Annotated in this window: 15 protein-coding genes; 6 read left to right on the top strand and 9 right to left on the bottom strand. The window is 73.6% G+C overall.

Going from position 1 to position 16,756, the window contains the following annotated elements; all coding sequences use genetic code 11:
• The first annotated feature begins 235 nt into the window (after positions 1-235).
• From Q6349_RS03565 to Q6349_RS03550, 4 genes are all read left to right on the top strand, one after another.
• Positions 236-1,258, top strand: a complete 1,023-nt coding sequence (locus Q6349_RS03565) for a 3-oxoacyl-ACP synthase III (protein WP_304602889.1) — start codon at positions 236-238, stop codon at positions 1,256-1,258.
• Positions 1,255-3,990, top strand: coding sequence for an alpha/beta fold hydrolase (locus Q6349_RS03560; RefSeq protein ID WP_304602888.1), 2,736 nt, complete (start codon positions 1,255-1,257; stop codon positions 3,988-3,990). Before Q6349_RS03565 ends, Q6349_RS03560 begins: the two co-directional genes overlap by 4 nt.
• Positions 3,987-4,988, top strand: a complete 1,002-nt coding sequence (locus Q6349_RS03555) for an NAD(P)-dependent oxidoreductase (RefSeq protein WP_304602887.1) — start codon at positions 3,987-3,989, stop codon at positions 4,986-4,988. The genes Q6349_RS03560 and Q6349_RS03555 overlap by 4 nt, the downstream gene beginning before the upstream one ends.
• Positions 4,989-5,347: 359 nt before the next feature.
• Entirely contained in the window at positions 5,348-5,845 is a 498-nt protein-coding gene (locus Q6349_RS03550; protein ID WP_370375595.1) for a GNAT family N-acetyltransferase, read from the top strand.
• A 53-nt stretch (positions 5,846-5,898) separates the two neighbouring features.
• Here the strand turns inward: Q6349_RS03550 and Q6349_RS03545 are convergent, their stop codons facing one another.
• The 8 genes from Q6349_RS03545 to Q6349_RS03510 all read right to left on the bottom strand — a co-directional run bounded on the left by Q6349_RS03545 (position 5,899) and on the right by Q6349_RS03510 (position 12,445).
• A complete protein-coding gene (locus Q6349_RS03545) occupies positions 5,899-6,987 on the bottom strand; it encodes a ScyD/ScyE family protein (protein ID WP_304602885.1) in 1,089 nt (362 codons plus the stop codon).
• 224 nt (positions 6,988-7,211) lie between these two features.
• Positions 7,212-7,703 carry a hypothetical protein gene (locus Q6349_RS03540; RefSeq protein WP_304602884.1) on the bottom strand — a complete coding sequence of 164 codons (492 nt, stop codon included), beginning with the start codon at positions 7,701-7,703 and terminating at the stop codon, positions 7,212-7,214.
• An 88-nt stretch (positions 7,704-7,791) separates the two neighbouring features.
• Complete coding sequence (locus Q6349_RS03535) at positions 7,792-8,577, bottom strand: class I SAM-dependent methyltransferase (protein ID WP_304602883.1); 786 nt, start codon at positions 8,575-8,577, stop codon at positions 7,792-7,794.
• Between the two features lie 83 nt (positions 8,578-8,660).
• Positions 8,661-9,296: a maleylpyruvate isomerase family mycothiol-dependent enzyme gene (locus Q6349_RS03530; protein WP_304602882.1), complete on the bottom strand. Its 636-nt coding sequence runs from the start codon at positions 9,294-9,296 to the stop codon at positions 8,661-8,663.
• A 177-nt stretch (positions 9,297-9,473) separates the two neighbouring features.
• The gene (locus tag Q6349_RS03525) at positions 9,474-9,893 is read right to left on the bottom strand and encodes an Hsp20/alpha crystallin family protein (protein ID WP_171246106.1); all 420 of its coding nucleotides are present in this window, start codon (positions 9,891-9,893) and stop codon (positions 9,474-9,476) included.
• Between the two features lie 97 nt (positions 9,894-9,990).
• Positions 9,991-10,383 (bottom strand): YchJ family protein, encoded by a 393-nt coding sequence (locus Q6349_RS03520; RefSeq protein ID WP_304602881.1) that lies wholly within the window; start codon positions 10,381-10,383, stop codon positions 9,991-9,993.
• A 20-nt stretch (positions 10,384-10,403) separates the two neighbouring features.
• Positions 10,404-11,063, bottom strand: a complete 660-nt coding sequence (locus Q6349_RS03515; protein WP_304602880.1) for a response regulator transcription factor — start codon at positions 11,061-11,063, stop codon at positions 10,404-10,406.
• Between the two features lie 35 nt (positions 11,064-11,098).
• Positions 11,099-12,445, bottom strand: coding sequence for a sensor histidine kinase (locus tag Q6349_RS03510; protein ID WP_304602879.1), 1,347 nt, complete (start codon positions 12,443-12,445; stop codon positions 11,099-11,101).
• A gap of 296 nt (positions 12,446-12,741) precedes the next feature.
• Here Q6349_RS03510 and Q6349_RS03505 point away from each other — a divergent pair, with 296 nt between their 5' ends.
• Positions 12,742-13,491 carry a DUF4352 domain-containing protein gene (locus tag Q6349_RS03505; protein ID WP_304602878.1) on the top strand — a complete coding sequence of 250 codons (750 nt, stop codon included), beginning with the start codon at positions 12,742-12,744 and terminating at the stop codon, positions 13,489-13,491.
• A 36-nt stretch (positions 13,492-13,527) separates the two neighbouring features.
• On the opposite strand, the gene Q6349_RS03500 is transcribed toward Q6349_RS03505, so the two are convergent.
• On the bottom strand, positions 13,528-14,202 hold the full coding sequence (locus tag Q6349_RS03500; protein WP_304602877.1) for a PepSY domain-containing protein: 675 nt from the start codon (positions 14,200-14,202) through the stop codon (positions 13,528-13,530).
• A 345-nt stretch (positions 14,203-14,547) separates the two neighbouring features.
• On the opposite strand from Q6349_RS03500, the gene Q6349_RS03495 reads away from it, so the two are divergent.
• Positions 14,548-16,293, top strand: a complete 1,746-nt coding sequence (locus tag Q6349_RS03495; RefSeq protein WP_304602876.1) for a DUF2075 domain-containing protein — start codon at positions 14,548-14,550, stop codon at positions 16,291-16,293.
• The last annotated feature ends 463 nt before the right edge of the window (positions 16,294-16,756 follow it).

The following is a 16,756-nucleotide window of genomic DNA, read 5'->3' as shown; positions in this document are numbered from 1 at the left end:
GACCAGACTACGGGTGGCCGGGGAGGCCGCCGCCGTACCGACTCGCCCCGGTCTGGGGCGTTTCGTCCGGCGGTGGTGTGCGACACAGCGGCCGGGCGGAACGGCGGGCGCCGCCCGACCGTCCTACTCTCAACAACGGGTGTCCTGCGGGACGCCCCGGCCGACCGTCACGCGCCGGTCCGGTGACTTGTCGTCGTTCCGGCGTCGCGCGGGCGTCCGGATGCTTGGAGCTCGTGTGACTGGAAACGCCACCACCCGGTTCGCCGACGTCGCGCTGCTGTCCGTGACGCGGCGGCTGCCGTCCCTCGTCACGACGTCGTCCGCGATCCAGGAACGCCTGGCGCCCGCCCTGAAGCGTCTGCGGCTGCCGAGCAACCTGCTCGAGCGGGTCGCCGGGGTCGAGGAGCGGCGCAACTGGGCTCCCGGGGAGGACGCGGACTCCGCCACCGTCGCGGCGGGGCGGGAGGCCCTCGAGCTGGCCGGGGTCGAACCCGACGAGGTCGGCCTGCTCATCAACACCTCGGTGACCCGCAAGCACCTGGAGCCGTCGGTCGCCGTGGGGCTGCACCACGGTCTCGGGCTGCCGAGCTCGGCGGTGAACTTCGACGTCGCCAACGCCTGCCTCGGGTTCATCAACGGCATGTCGCTCGCCGCGGGCATGATCGAGTCGGGTCAGATCCGGTACGCCGTGATCGTCAACGGCGAGGACGCCGACGACATCCAGCGCACGACCGTCGACCGGCTGCTCACCCAGGACCGCGGCCGGGAGGGCTTCATGGAGGAGTTCGCCTCCCTGACGCTGGGGTCCGGGGCGGCCGCCGCGGTGCTCGGCCCGGCCGACGCCCACCCCGAGGGGCACCGGGTCCTCGGCGGGGTGACCCGTGCCGCCACCCAGCACCACCGCCTGTGCATCGGCAGCCCGGAGGGCATGTTCACCGACGCCGAGGGGCTGCTCGAGGGCGGTCTGGAGCTCGTCGTCGACGCCTGGAAGGACGCCATCCCCGAGTGGGACTGGGAGGCCATGGACCGCTACGTCACCCACCAGGTCTCCCGGGTGCACACCCGCGCCATCGTCGAGGCCGTCGGCCTGGACCGCGCGCGGGTCCCCACCACCTATCCCACCCTCGGCAACGTGGGACCCGCCTCGGTGCCGATCACGCTCGCCCAGGAGGCGGAGACCCTCGGCGCCGGCGACCGGGTGCTGCTCATGGGGGTCGGCTCCGGCATCAACACCGCGATGCTGGAGCTGGCCTGGTGACGCCCCGGCCCGCGAGCACCGTCCCGCCGGGGCTGCCCGGCCTCGCTCGGTTCAGCCACGTCCGCGGCGACTGGCACTACCTGGACAACGGCGCCGAGCTGTCCGCGCACGGCATCCGGCCGGTCGGCACCGTGCTGGCCGTGCACGGCAACCCCACCTGGTCCTACCTGTGGCGCGACCTCCTGGAGGCGGCCACCGACCGGGCGATCGAGGCGGCCGCGGCGGTCGGGGAGTACCCGGACGGCGTGCAGGGCGCCTGGCGCGTCGTGGCCGTCGACCAGCTCGAGATGGGGCTGTCCGCCCGCACCGGCCGACGCCGCACCCTGGCCGACCGTGTCGCCGACCTGTCGGCCCTCACCGCCGAGCTGGACCTGGCGGGTCCGGTCGTCACCCTCGGGCACGACTGGGGCGGTGTCGTCTCCCTCGGCTGGGCGGTCGACCACCCCGACCGGCTCGCCGGCGTCGTGCTGCTCAACACCGCCGTGCACCAGCCCGACGAGGCCGCGGTCCCCGCTCCGCTGCGGCTCGCCCTGGCCCGGGGCGTCCACCGGTGGGGCACCCGGACCACCCGGGCGTTCCTGGAGACCACGCTCGGCCTGGCCCGCCCCCGGCTGGCCCACGACGTCGCGGACGCCTACCGGCTGCCCTACCGCGCTGCCGACGACCGGGCCGGCATCGAGCAGTTCGTCGCCGACATCCCCGCCTCGCCGGAGCACGTCAGCCGCCCCGAGCTGGACCGCATCGCCGACGGCGTGCGCCGGCTCGACGTCCCGGCCCTGCTGCTGTGGGGGGCGCGGGACCCGGTGTTCTCCGACCGCTACCTCGACGACCTCGTCCACCGGCTGCCGCAGGCGAGCGTGCACCGGTTCGAGGACGCCGGGCACCTGATCGCCGAGGACGTCGACTACGCGCCGGTCGTCCTGCGTTGGTTGGGATCGGAGCTCGGGACGGAAGCGCCCGGCACCGGAGCGGTTCGGTCGGACGACCCGCGCGCGGATGTCCGTCCCGAAGTGGAGGGCCCCCTGGGGCCCGTGAACGCATCTGCGCGCGGGTCGTCCGACCGAACGGCGCCTGACGCCTCCTTTCGGCCGATGTGGGCCGGGCTGGACGAGCGCGCCGCGGACCCGGCGTCGCGCACCGAGCCGGCCGTCCTCGACCTGACGACCACCGGTGCGGGTCGCCGCGTGAGCTGGCAGGCGCTCGACCGGCAGGTGCGGCGCATCGCCGCCGGGCTGCACGAGATCGGGGTGCGCCGCGGCGACCGCGTCTCCCTGCTGGTCCGGCCCGGGCCCACCCTCACGGCCCTGGTGTACGCGTGCCTGCGCATCGGCGCCGTGGTCGTCGTGGCCGACGCCGGGCTGGGTGTGCGCGGGCTGACCCGGGCCCAGCGCGGCGCCTGGCCGCAGTACCTCGTCGGTGAGACGACGGCGCTCGCGGCCGCTCGCACGATGGGCTGGCCGGGGGTACGGATCGCCGTCGACCCCCTGGACCCGGTGCGGCGCCGCGTGCTCGGGGTGGAGCACGAGCTGATCGACGTCGCGCGCACCGGCGAGGGCGCGGATCTGCCGCCCGAGCCCGGGCCGGACGACGACGCGGCGGTGCTGTTCACCTCCGGCTCCACGGGGCCGGCCAAGGGTGTGCTGTACACGCACCGTCGGCTGTCCGCGCTGCGCGACGCGCTGGCCACGCACTTCGCCGTCGGCCCCGAGACGGGGCTGGTCACGGGGTTCGCGCCCTTCGCGCTGCTCGGCCCGGCGCTCGGGACGCGGTCGGTGACACCGGACATGGACGTCTCCGCCCCGCGCACGCTCACCGCCCGCGCGGTCGCCGACGCCGTGAAGGCCGCCGACGCCCGGATGGTGTTCCTGTCCCCGGCGGCGATCCTGCACGTCGTCGACACCGCGGACCGGCTCACCGCCGTGGACCGGGAGGCGCTCGGCCGCGTGCAGACGTTCCTGTCCACCGGCGCGCCGATCAGCGCCGAGCTGCTGGAGGCCGCCCGGTCGCTCATGCCGGCCGCCGAGGCGCACACCCCCTACGGGATGACCGAGTGCCTGCTGGTCACCGACATCACCCTCGACGGCATCCGCGAGGTCTCCGGCGCCCCGGACGCGGGCGTGTGCGTGGGGCGGCCCGTCGGGGCCGGCCGGGTGCTGGTCAGCGCCCTGGACGACGACGGCGCGGCCACCGGCACGCCGTCGGACGCGCCGGGCGTGCTGGGCGAGGTGCTGGTCAGCGCCCCGCACCTCAAGGAGCGCTACGACCGGCGCTGGCTCACCGACGTCGCCGCCGAGCGGGACACCCCCGCGGGGCACTGGCACCGCACCGGCGACGTCGGCCACCTGGACGCTACCGGGCGGCTGTGGATCGAGGGGCGGCTCGTGCACGTGCTGACGACGCCGGCCGGACCGTTGGCGCCGGTCGGCCCGGAGCAGGCGGTCGAGCGGGCCGACGGCGTCCGGCGGGCGGCGGTCGTCGGCGTCGGGCCGACCGGGGTGCAGCAGGCCGTGGCCGTCGTCGAACCGGTCCCCGGAGCAGGGTCGGCCCGACCCGGGCGGGCCCCGGAACGGCTGGACGCCGCGGTGCGCGCGGTGTCGTCGGTCCCCCTGGCGGCGGTGCTGCTGGCGCCGGAGATGCCCACGGACGTGCGGCACAACTCCAAGATCGACCGCGCCCGGCTCGCGGACTGGGCGGCCGGGATCCTGGCGGGCGGCCGGGTGACCCTGCCGTGACGGTGCTGGTCACCGGCGCGTCCGGGCTGCTGGGGTCGGCGGTGGCGCGCGCCCTGGTCGCCCGGGGCGTGACGGTGCGCACCCTGCAGCGTCGCCCGTCCGGCGTGCCGGGCGCCGAGGACGTGGCCGGGTCCGTGACCGACCGGGCGGCCGTGGCCGCCGCCGTGGACGGGGTCGACGCCGTCGTGCACCTGGCCGCGAAGGTCTCGCTGGCCGGGGACCCCGCCGAGTTCACCGCGGTGAACGTCGAGGGCACGCGCACGCTGCTGGACGCCGCCGAGCGGGCGGGTGTGCAGCGGTTCGTGCAGGTGTCCTCGCCGTCGGTGGCGCACACCGGGACGTCGCTGGTCGGCGTGGGTGCCGGGCCGGCCGACCCGGACCGGGCTCGCGGGGAGTACGCGCGGACCAAGGCCGCCTCCGAGCTGCTGGCCCTGGGACGGGACCGGGCGGGTGCCGGCCGCGGGCTGCGTGTCGTGGCGGTCCGGCCGCACATCGTGTGGGGCCCGGGCGACACCCAGCTCGTGGAGCGGGTCATCGACCGGGCGTCGTCGGGGCGCCTCCCGCTGCTCGGGCACGGGGCGGCGCTCATCGACACCACCTACCTGGACAACGCCGCCGACGGGATCGTCGCGGCCCTGGACCGGCTGGCGGACCAGCCGTCCGCGGTGCACGGCCGCGCCTACGTGATCACCAACGGCGAGCCGCGTCCCGTGGCGGACCTGCTCACCGGCATCTGCCGCGCCGCCGGGGTGGAGCCGCCACGGTGGCGGGTCTCGGCCGGGCTGGCCCGGGTCGCGGGCGGCGCGGTCGAGGCCGTGTGGCGGGTGCGTCCGGGGGACGACGAGCCGCCGATGACACGGTTCCTCGCCGAGCAGCTGTCCACCGCGCACTGGTTCGACCAGCGTGAGACCTGGGCCGACCTGCGATGGCGTCCCGCCGTCAGCCTCGACGAGGGGATGCGCCGGCTGGCCGCCCACTACGGCGGCACGGCGCGCTGAAAGCTACCGCTGCTGTCCACAGGGCGGGCCGTCGCCGAGCTGTCGCCGAGCCCTCGCCGTCGGGTCGACGATGTCTTGCCACGGGGTGTCAGCACGCACAGAACGGCGTCACCACGGCGTGAGGCGGTCACGGATGGCGTGAATCTCACGCCATCCGTGATCGCATCACGTTCAGCGGGCGCGAATCCGGCTTCGCCGACACCCCGCGATTCGCAACCGCCCTCGGCCCGCACACGTCGCTGTCCCGGCACTCACGCATCGTGCCCGGGGCGCTCACACTTCGCGGTCCGTGCCCTGAGCACCTGCGGAAAAACGCCGTGCACCCCGTGGCCGACGCCCGTCAGACTGACCCTGTGCCGATGATCCTGCGCCCGCCCCGCCCCGACGACGAAGCCGCCCTGCGCCGGATGCACGCGGAGATGGCCGCCGAGCACTTCGACGTGCTGCTGGCCGAGGGCACGTGGGACGAGATCCTCGCCGAGATCGCGCGCGAGGCGGCCGGGACGGACCTGCCCCGGGGCCGCGTGCGCGCGGACTTCCTCGTCGCCGAGGTCGACGGGGAAGTGGTCGGTCGCGTCTCGATCCGGCACTCCCTGACCCCGTTCCTGCACGACATCGGTGGGCACGTCGGCTACGGCGTGGCCCCGGAGCACCGTCGTCGCGGGTACGCCACCGAGATGCTGCGGCTCTCCGTGGAGCGGCTGGCCGGCCTCGGCGTCGAGGAGGTGCTGGTGACCTGCGACGACGACAACCGCGGGTCGGCGAAGGTCATCGAGGCGTGCGGCGGCGTCCTCGAGGACGTCCGCCCCGTCCCGTACGGCGTGCCGAAGCGTCGCTACTGGATCACCGCCCGCTGACGCGCCTGTCCCGGGTGCCCGGCCGGTGACGGGCCGGGCACCCGGGACGACGTTCACTGCAGGCCGGGCGTGAAGGTGTACTTCACGAGCTGCCCGTCGGGCGGGACCCCGTCGCCCGGCAGCACGTTGACCGTCGCGAGCAGGCCGTGCTGGGTGACGTCCACGTCGCCCGGCAGCGGGACCGTGTCCAGGGCCGACCTCGTGCCGTCCCGCTCGACCATGGTGATCTGCCCGCCGAACATCTCGGCGACGTACACCGTGCCCTGGCCGTCCACCGAGACACCGGTCGCCCCGAAGAAGCCGGAGGCGACCAGCGCGACGGCGCCGGTGCGCGGGTTGACCGTGACGACGGCGCCGCGAGCGCCCAGCGAGTCGTCCTCCGGGCCGCCCGGCAGCAGGGACACGTACAGCACCCCTCGCGGGCCGAACTCGACGTCCGTCGGGACCGGCTCGAACCAGTAGGTCTCGCCGACGAAGCAGTCCGGCAGGCCCTGCGCCTCGACGATCTCCTCGGTCAGGGTCGTCGGCATCGGCGGGAGCACCGCCACCGTGCGGATGTCCCCCTGGCGGCTGATCCCCAGGATCGCGTTCGCCCCGGCGTCGGCCAGGTAGGTCGTGGCTCCCCGGGTCGTCGTCGAGTACGGGTGCGAGTCCACGATCCCCGTGTACCGGCCCGGGAAGTCGGGCGGCAGCAGCGCGACGCAGTCTTCCGGCGTGTCGCGGAAACCGTAGACCACCCCGCCGTCGGGGTTCTCGGACTCCTCGTAGGCGCCGACGTCGGCGAGCACCTTCGGGTCTCCGGCCGGACCGCCCTTGCTGTTCAGCCGCTGCGTCATGACCGTCTGTGTCTCACCGGTCTGGGTGAACGTGACCGTGCGGTTGCGGTAGCTGACACCACCGACCTCCGCGCCGCCGGAGCTGTAGAGGTCCATCGTGCTGCCGTCCTCGTCGACGGCGGTGAGCAGGCCGACGAAGTTCTGGCTGACGAACGTGGTGCCGTGCGGGCCGGCGGCGAGGCTGAGCGGGGTGATCAGACCGTCGGCGATCGTGTCCGACGGCACGTGGCTGTCCGCGAGCGCCGGGCTCGCGGTGAGGACGAGCGCGGCCACGGCGGCCGCGCTCACGGAGAGAACGCGCTTCATGGTGGGCTCCTGGGAGGCAGGACGACGAGGTCGCGGCCGGGTGGCGCGACGGGGGCGCTCGCCGCGGTGCCCACCGCGGGTGCGTCGGTGCGGCCCGGGGGCCGGGGACAAGGGCGTCGCCGCGTCGCCGGTGACGCGGGCTTCTCCGGCCCACTGTGCGCCCGCCTCCGGACGCTCGCCACGGCTCCCCCGGGTGAAGTTGCCGCTCGGCTCCCGGGTCGGGACTACTCGCCGTCGGCCGGGATCGCGGCCTTGCCGCTGGGGCAGTTCAGGTGCGGGACCTCGAAGGTGACGGGATAGATGACGAGGTCTCCGCTCGTGGCGACGAAGAACGAGGCCGTGGTGGCCTTGGTGTTCTTCTCGCCGGAGACGACGCGCATCGCGGCGGACCCTCCGAGCGTGCCGGCGGGGATGAACCCGGAGTCGCTCAGGCCCCAGACCTCCAGGGTCGGGAAGAAGTCGAACATGTTGACGCCCTCGTCGGTGGCGTCGAACCGCACCGCCACGGTGGCGTCGCCGTCGGGCGAGCAGGACGCCGACAGCGTCGCCGTGTTCCCCGGTGCCCACGTGGAGGAGGCCTGGTAGGTGCCGTCGGCCTGGAAGACGCCGTCGGACTCGGTGACGACGACGCCGTCGGCGTGCGCCGGGAGGGCCGTCAGCCCGAGGGCGACGAGGCAGGTGGCGGTGACGGCGACGAGGCGTCGGTGGATCGACATGAGGGTTCCTCTCCGGGGCGGGACGCGACGGAACCCACTCTTTGCCGGGTCCCGAGCACTCGCCGACGGGGAGCGGGGTGAAGTCGACTCAGGCTCGCTGGGCCTGCACGAACACCACGGAGTCGCCGAGCAGGGGCATGCGCTCCACGGCGCAGGCGTCCCGGAGACCTGCCTCGGTGAGGAGCTTCTCGATGCCACCGTCGGCGTTGTCCGCGTCGTAGGCGGTGCTGCCGGGGCCGTGGCCGGGCTGGTGCTCGGCACCGCCGTGACCCTGGTGACCGCGGCCGTGGCGGTGGCCGCGTCCGGTGCGGTGGGCGTGGCCGTGCTGCCCCTCCGGGGTGCCGCCGTCGTCCCCGTGACCGGCGGCGTGGTCGCCGGCGAAGTCCGCGATCGTCACCCGCCCGCCGCGCCGCAGGACGCGCAGGATCTCGGCGGCGAGCTGCTGCTTCTCCTCGAGGGGCACGTGGTGCAGCGCGAGCGAGGAGACGACGTGGTCCTGGCTGGCGTCCGGCACCGGCAGGCGGTGCGCGAACCCGCGGATCAGGGTGACCTCGCCGGAGTCGCCGCGGCGCAGCTTGCGGGCCGCGCGGCGCAGGGCGTCGCCGTCGGGGTCCAGGCCGGTCACGGTCGCCTCAGGGGCGGCGCGCAGCACCTCACGGCTGAGGTTGCCGGTGCCGCAGCCGACGTCGAGCACGTGGGCGTCGTCGACCACGCCGGCGATCTCGACGGTGCGCCGGTACATCCGGTGCACGCCCCGGACCCGGGCGACGAGGTCGTACCAGGGCAGGAGCCAGCGCTGGGGCAGGCCGGGCAGGTAGTCGTGGTCGGCCTCCTCCGGGCGGACGTCGTCGCGTCGGTGGACGGGGCGGGGCATCGGACCTCCAGTCGGTGGGCGGGTCCATGGTGCCCGCTCCGGCGCCCGGGGACATCCGGAGGCTCGACGAGGGGCGGCGTCGCCTACCCGAGCCGTGCGGTCAACGTGGGGGCGCCCGCTCCGGACAGCTCGGCGGCGTCCACAGGCCGTCCCGAAGCCGCCAGGAGCAGCGAGATGGCGCTGCCGCGGACGGCGGCGCCCTCGCCGAGGTGGTGGTCGGTATCCACAGGGCGCAGGCACAGCCCGGCGACGCGTTCCCGGCCGCCGCCGAACGTCGCGCCGGTGCGGGTCATGTACTCCAGAGCCGTCGCCACGTGCTCCGGGGGATAGGCGGCCTCGATCCCCAGGGGGCGTCGGACGTCCTCGCCGTGCACGTACGCCTCGACCAGTCGGGTGGCCAGGGGGCCGGGCGGCGTGCTGGTCAGGTCGGTGACGGCGCGGAAGGCCTCCAGGGTCTGCCGCGGGTCGGCAGCCCGGTGCCGCTCGATCCCGGCCTCGTTGGCGCGGTCGAAGTCGCCGCGGGCGGCGAACATCTGACGCACGAACCCCCAGCGGGTCGTCGACGCCGAGTCGACGAGGTGCGCCAGCACGTCGTGCACCGTCCAGCCGGGGCACAGCGACGGCACGTCCCACTGGTCCGCGGAGATCTGCGCGAGGTCGTCGGCGAGCCGGCGCCGTTCCTCGTGCACGGCCGTCCAGAGGGTGTTGCGGTCGCTCATGCCCTGCTCCTTCGGTCGGGTCGGCCACAGGCGTGGGGATGCCTGTGCGGTCCGACCTCGGGGTGGCCACGAACTCATCGGTGCAGGCCGCGGCGCGCTCGCCGCGGACATGACGACGGCGCCCGACCGGGTGGTCGGGCGCCGTCAGGTTGCGTCGCCCCGGTGCGGGGCGGGCGGTCAGGCCGCGGTGGTGACCTCGATGCGTCGCGGCGTCGTGCCGGCGAAGACGCCGGCGACGGTCACCGTCAGCACACCGGCGTCGTAGGACGCGGTGACAGCGTCGGCCTCGACGGCCTTCGGCAGCGTGACGACGCGGCGGAAGGCGCCGAAGCGCACCTCCGAGACGCGACGGCCCTCGGACTCCTCGCCGCGCTGGTCCTTGCGCTCGCCGTGGACGACGAGCTTGCGGCCCTCGATCTCGACGGTGACGTCCTCGGCCGGGTCGATCCCGGGCAGGTCGAGGCGGGCGACGAGGTCCTCGCCGTCGCGGTAGACGTCCGCGGCAGGCTTGGCGTCCGGCGTGGTGGCCGGGCGGGTGGTCCGCAGGTCGCCGAACAGGGCGTCGGTCAGCGGGGTGCGGGTCAGGGTGACAGTCATCAGGGGGCTCCTCTCGTGGGTGGTTCCGAGAGGTACAACTTGAGTCACCCCGACTCAATTTCCGGGTTCGCCGTGGGCGGACGACGGACGGGACGCGTCAGGGCCGGACGTCGCCGTCCACGTACCGCCACGCCCCGTCCTCGCGCACGAACCGGCTGAGCTCGTGCAGCCGGCCGCGGGTGCCGTCGTCGTCCCGGAACATGGCGACGAACTCGACCGTGCCGGCGTCGTCGAACGGCCCGCCCGCGTCGGTGGCGAGGATGTCGAGGCGGCGCCAGCGGCGCCCCGGGACGAGGTCGAGCTCTGCCGGGCGGGTGCTCGGGTGCCAGGTCGCGCCCAGGTAGGCGGTGTCCTCGACGGCGAACGCGCTGTAGCGCGAGCGCATCAGGGCCTCGGCGGTCGGTGCGGGGCGTTCGCCGCGGTGCAGCGGGCCGCAGCACTCGCCGTAGGGCAGGCCGGACAGGCAGGGGCAGCGGGTCGCGTCGTCCACGGGTCCATGGTGGCGCACGGTCAGGCAGCGCGGTCCACGAGCAGCGCCAGCCGCACGCGGTTGACCCCCAGCTTCTGGCACGCGTTGCCGAGGTGGGTCTTGACCGTCGCGGCGCCGAGATAGAGGCGGCCGGCGATCTCGGCGTTGGTCAGTCCCTCCGCGACGCCGTGGGCGATCTCCCGCTCGCGGTCGGTGAGCCGGGCGAGGGCCGCGCGGGCCTCCTCCCGGCCGCGCGCCGTCGGGGTCGCCGCCACCTGGTCCATCACGACCCGTGCCGCGCGCGGGGAGAGGGCACCCTCCCCGGCGGCGACGGCCTCGACGGCAGCGACCAGCTCGTCGGGGCCGGAGTCCTTGGCGAGGAACCCCGCGGCACCGGCGTGCACGGCGTCCAGGATGGCCGACTCGGTGTCGAACGACGTCATCGCGACGACGCCGGGCGGATCGGGCAGGGCCGCGACGGCGGCGGTGGCGCGGACGCCGTCCGTCCGGGCCATGCGCAGGTCCATCAGCACCACGTCGGGGTGGTGGGCCTGGACGCCGGTGACGACCTCGTCACCGTCCGCGGCCTCGGCGACGACGTCCAGTCCCCGCGCGGTCAGGATCTGCCGGAGGAACTGCCGCACCATCGTGTCGTCGTCGACGACCATCACCCGTGTCACGAGGGCGACGTTACTGCTCACCTGCGACAGCGGTCGTGGGTCGGCAGCGCTCGCGGTCAGTGGGCAGTGGCGGGCGACCAGGGCAGGTGCGCCCGTACGAGGAACGACCCGTCGTCCTGGCGGCCGGCGTCGAAGGTGCCCCCGAGCGCCTCGCACCGCTCGCGCATCCCGCGCAGCCCGGATCCGCCGCCCGGCACCTGGGTGTCCCCGGCCGTCGCCGGGTTGCGCACGGTGACGTCGACGCCGTCGCCCGGCCGGGCCCGGACGTTGACCGCGACCCGTGTGCCGGGCGCGTGCTTCGCCGCGTTGGTCAGCGACTCCTGCACCACGCGGTAGACGCTGCGGGTCAGGGTCGGCGGTGCGGCGTCGCCGTCGCTCACGAACACCGTGGCGACCAGGTCCACCCCGCGCGAGCCCGCCCCGTCGAGCAGGTCCGCCAGGTCGTTCAGCGTCCAGTCGCGTCCGGCGTAGTCCTCGGCGCCCTCGCGCAGCGAGGTGATGAGCGTGCGCATCTCCTCCAGCGCCCGGTGGGCCGAGCTCCGCATCGACCGGGCGGCGTCCCCTGTCTGGGCGTCGCCCGAGGACACCTCGAGGGCGGAGGCCTGCAGCGACATGAGCGAGAGCTGGTGGGCGACCGTGTCGTGCATCTCGCGGGCGATGAGGTCGCGCTCCTCCTGGCGGGAGAGCTCGGTGCGCAACGACTCCGACTGCTGCTCCAGGGTGTCGGCGCGCCGGGACTCGGCGGTCGCCGCCGAACGGGCGGCGTCCGCGTCGGCGTCGGCCCGGGTGGCGACGCGGCGCAGCATCCCGACGCCGACGGCGAGCCCGAGGGCGAGCACTCCCAGGATCACGTAGCCGAGCGGGGTCATGTACGCGACGGCGCCGCCGGGGTCCGGGGCCGTGGAGAAGATGACGTTCTCGCCCTCGCGCGAGCCGTCACGCCAGAACGCCGAGACCAGCGCGAGCGCCGTCGCCCCGGTGCAGATCAGGCTGCGCCGCAGGTCGGTGCGTGCCACCACCCACGGCAGCGCGAGCAGCGGGGCCACCGCGCCGAGCGGGCTCACGATCCCGACCGCGGCGGTGGCGAGGCAGACCGCGACCGGATACGTGGCTCTCCACCACACGGCCGCCGCCACGCCGGACGCGACGACGATCCACAGGAGGAACAGGGCGCTCTGCGTGGTCGTGGCCACGGCGGGTGAGTCCATGGCCGCACCGGTCACGGCGCAGAACCAGGTGACGGTGACGGCGCCGATCGAACCCCAGGTGCTCCAGGGCCGACGACGGCGTCCGGGCTGCCAGGGGGCGGCGACCGTCGTCGGGTACGGGGCGACGGCGTACGGACCGTGCTGCTGGTACGGGTGCGGCGCCACGCCGGGGTACGAGGTCGGGGAGGGCGGCACGGGGTACGGGCCGGGAGGCGCGGCGGCGTACGCGGTGCCGGGGTCCCTGGAGCCGTGTTCGCCGAAGGACCCGGAGGCCGGCCCGTGGGGTGGTTCGGCGGGACTCGACGACGGCGGGTACATGCCCGGCAGCGTACGGCCCGCCACCGACGCCGGGCGTCACCCGATCGGGTCGGCCGGGAGGCCCGAGGGTCCCCCGATCGGGTCGCCGGGTCCGACCGCCCGGGGGATCCGTGCGGGGACCGTCCGGACCGAGGATCGATCTCGTTCGATCACCGCCCGACCAAGGAGCGATCATGTCCGACCAGCAGCAGCACCCCGAGTGGTCCCCGCAGCCCGCGCAGCAGCCTGTCCCTCCGCAGCAGTCCCCCGCGCAGCCCGGGGCGGAGGCGCCCCGGAAGAGCTGGTTCGCCCGTCACAAGGTCCTGACGGGCCTCGGCGTGCTGGTCGGCCTCGCGATCGTCGGCAGTGCCGTCAGCGGCGGTGGCGAGGAGGATCCGGCGGTTGCCGGCACGACGGCCGAGGTTTCCTCCGAGGACAGCGGCACCCAGGAGGACGCTCCCGCGGAGGACCAGGAGACGACGGACGGTGTCGACGACGCCGCGGGCGACGAGGCGGGTGCCGAGGAGCAGGCCGACGCGGACGTGAAGCCGGCGGGGGTCGGGGACCCGGTCCGGGACGGCAAGTTCGAGTTCACGGTGACCGAGCTCGAGCGCGGCGTCGAGAAGATCGGCAACGAGTACCTGAACACCGAGGCGCAGGGGAAGTTCGTGCTCGTCCACATGTCGGTGGAGAACATCGGCGACGAGGCGCAGTACTTCGACGGCAGCTCGCAGAAGCTCGTCGACACCGAGGGCCGCACCCACTCGGCGGACTCCGAGGCGGCGATCTACCTCGACGACTCGAACAGCTTCCTCAACGAGATCAACCCCGGCAACACCGTGGACGGCATCGTCGTCTTCGACATGCCGAAGGACGCCAAGCCCGCGACGTTGGAGCTCCACGACTCGGCCTTCTCCGGCGGTGTCGAGGTCTCGGTGAAGTGACGCCGGGGCGGTGGTGGCCCCTGGCAATGACGGCCGTCAGTCGTCACGCCAGACGGCGCCGGTGGTGACGTCGACGCGGTAGTCCACGTCGTCGTCGCCGAGGCGCACGGACACCTTCCACAGAGCGGTGCCGTCGTCCTCCTCGAGCTCGGCCTCGTCCAGCACGCCGCCGGACGACTCGACGACGCGCACGATCGCCTGGCTGAGGCTGACCCGTGCGCTGCCGAGGGCCGCGCGGTCGTCGTCGTCGAGATCGTCGCGCTTCGTGTCCGTCGGAGCGACGCCGGTGGTGTCCGCCTCCGCCTTCACCTTCAGCCGATCGTCGCCCTGGGCGAGCTCCAGCTTCCACTCCGCGCCGTCCCCGTTGCCCTCGACCTTGAAGGCGCCCGCGCCGAAGGTCGTCTCCATCGCGGCGATCGTCTGCAGAGCGCGCTCGGTACGGGGGTCGAACGTCGGGCGCTCGGGTTCGGTGGGCGTGGGGGTGCCCGACGGCGTCGAGGACGGTTCCGCTGACGGCTCGGGCGACGGGGTGCTCGGTGTGGGGGAGGCCGCCGACGTGGTCGGTGGGGATGCCGCGGGTGCGGCGTCGTCCGGTGCGGGTGTCGTGCCGGAGGAGCAGGCCGCGAGGGCGAGAGCGGCCATGACGGCGACCGCGGCGGCGGGTACCGGCCGTCGGGCTGCCGGGGTGCGTGGCGCAGGGCTGGGCGGCATGCGGGCCATTGTGGCGAAGACTCGCCGGAACGGAACACGCTCGGACGGCGGAAGTCGCGCAGCGCCTCCGCGCCTGCAGCACGTTGTCCCAGGTAGGCCGTAGCATCTCGGACGTTAAGCGGTACCGACGAGCTTCCGACACGGACATGCTCCCCGCCGCACGAAACCTCGTGCTGCCCAGGAGCCTTCGTGTCCGGACCCGTCCGTTACTCCGCTCGTGCCCTCGCTGATATGGCGAGGTCCGATGTCTCGTTGGTGGAGAAGCATCTCGAGGAATGGCTTGTCTCCCAAGGCCTGGGGCTTCCCGGGGTGAGTGAACGGCGATCCTGGACGCGATCGTTGCCGGTGATCGCACGGGACCTGGTCGACGCGGGCCTGGAGGAGGTCGAAGTCCTCCTCGAGTACCGATTGCCCTACACCTCGCGGCGCGCAGACGTGGTCCTCGCGGGCTGGCACCCCACGCTGCGGACCGAGTCCTATGTCGTCGTGGAGCTCAAACAGTGGTCGCGAGCCCGGATTCACGACGAGGCCGAGGGTCTCGTCCACGTCGAGGGCTCACCTCGGCGCGAGCACCTGCACCCGAGTGTGCAGGTCGCGGGATATGTGGACTTCATCCGTGACTTCACCGCAGCGCTCCACGACGAGCCGAACCGCATCACGGGCGTGGCCTACCTGCACAACGCGCATCGGACCGAGGTCGCGGACCTCGTCGACGCGCCGGTGGCGGCCGCGTCGCCGGTCTTCACATCCAGCTCTCGTGGACAGTGGATCGAGTTCCTCCAGTCCCGACTTGCTCCCAGCAGTGGTGCTGTTGCCGCGGACCGGCTCCTGAAGTCGGCCGTCCGCCCCTCGAAGCAGCTCCTCGCCGTGGCAGCGGACGAGGTGAGGCGGCGCGAGCAGTTCACGCTGCTCGACGACCAGAAGGTCGCTTTCGAGCTCGTGCGTAGTGCGGTTGCCCGCGCGGCCCGACAGAACACGAAGACGGCCGTCGTCGTGTCCGGAGGCCCCGGCACCGGCAAGAGCGTCGTTGCGCTGTCGCTGCTCGGGGAGCTCGCGAGGGAGGGGCGGTCCGTCCTGCACGCCACGGGATCCCAGAGCTTCACGAAGACCCTGCGGCGGGTCGCCGGCAAGGGGTCGACCGCGACCCAGCGCCTGTTCATGTACTTCAACAGCTTCATGGCGGCCGAGCAGAACGAACTGGATGTCCTCGTCCTGGATGAGGCGCACCGGATCCGGGACAAGTCGGTGAACCGCTTCACCCCCAAGGCGATGCGTGACCGTGCGCGCCCGCAGATCGAAGAACTGCTGGATGCCGCGAGGGTGCCGGTCTTCTTGCTCGACGAGCATCAGGTGGTCCGGCCCGGCGAGAGCGGCACCGTGGAGTCGATCACTACTGCTGCCGAGAAGCAGGGCATTCGCGTGGAGCACGTGACCCTCGAGGACCAGTTCCGTGCGGGCGGCAGCGAGCTCTACATCGACTGGGTCCTCCGGCTCCTCGGCCTGGTGGACGGAGGACCCGTTGCTTGGCAAGGGGACGACCGGTTCGAGTTGCGGACAGCTGCCTCGCCGCGAGAGCTCGAGGTGGGCCTCGAGCGACACCTCGAGCGCGGGCTCGGTGCCCGCATGACAGCCGGATACGCGTGGCGCTGGAGCGACCCTTTGCCCGACAGCACCCTCGTGCCCGACGTGGTGGTCGGCGACTGGGCTCGCCCGTGGAACGTCAAGGACGAACGGCGTGTCGGCGACGCGCCACCGTCATTCCTCTGGGCCACGGAAGAGGGCGGCTTTGGCCAGGTGGGCTGCATCTACACAGCCCAGGGGTTCGAGTACGACTGGAACGGGGTGATCCTCGGCCCGGACCTGGTATGGCGGACCGACCGCTGGGTGGCACTCCGAGACGAGAACAAGGACCCGGCCTTCCGGTCCCGCAAGCAGGTGAGTGACGAGGACTTCGACGCGCTTGTGCGCAATGTCTACAAGGTGCTCCTGACGCGAGGCATGGCCGGAACCATCGTGCACTCGGTCGATCCGGAGACCCAGCGGCTTCTCGAGCGGCTCGTTCAGCCTGGCGGAATTCATGGCGGGGTCTAGTGCCGGCATGGGATCAGTGGATCGGTCGCCGTCAGCGCCAGTGCGATGCGGGGCGAGGTCAGCTGGCTTGGGAAGGCGATTTCCTCTGCACGTGGCTCGGGTGCGTCTGTCTGGGAGAGAGGAAGCCTGCCGTGCGTTTGGTGTACGAGGTCGGGGTCTCGCAGGCTAGTGAGATCTGCTAGTGGGTCGGGGTAGTGCTACTGCGGAAGCCCTGCTTCGGGCAGTAGGAGCGGGATGAAGCGTCAATAAAGGGCGTGCCACCCGAAAGCCGACTGTCGAGGCCACGACCTCGGTTGTGCGACCGGCGAGCTCCTCCGCTATACCCGCACACGGCCACGGCCACGGCCACGGCCATCAGACTGAACTGCAGAACCAGCGCGTGGTCAGGGAATTCACCCGCGCAACCGACGTTTTGTCACGGTTTCCCCTGTTAACGTTCCTGATGTAGTCAGCACGGGTTGGC

This window comes from Isoptericola sp. 178 (assembly GCF_030586525.1).
GTDB classification, from domain to species: Bacteria; Actinomycetota; Actinomycetes; order Actinomycetales; family Cellulomonadaceae; genus Isoptericola; species Isoptericola sediminis.
This window is presented reverse-complemented; position numbering and strand designations above follow the sequence as displayed.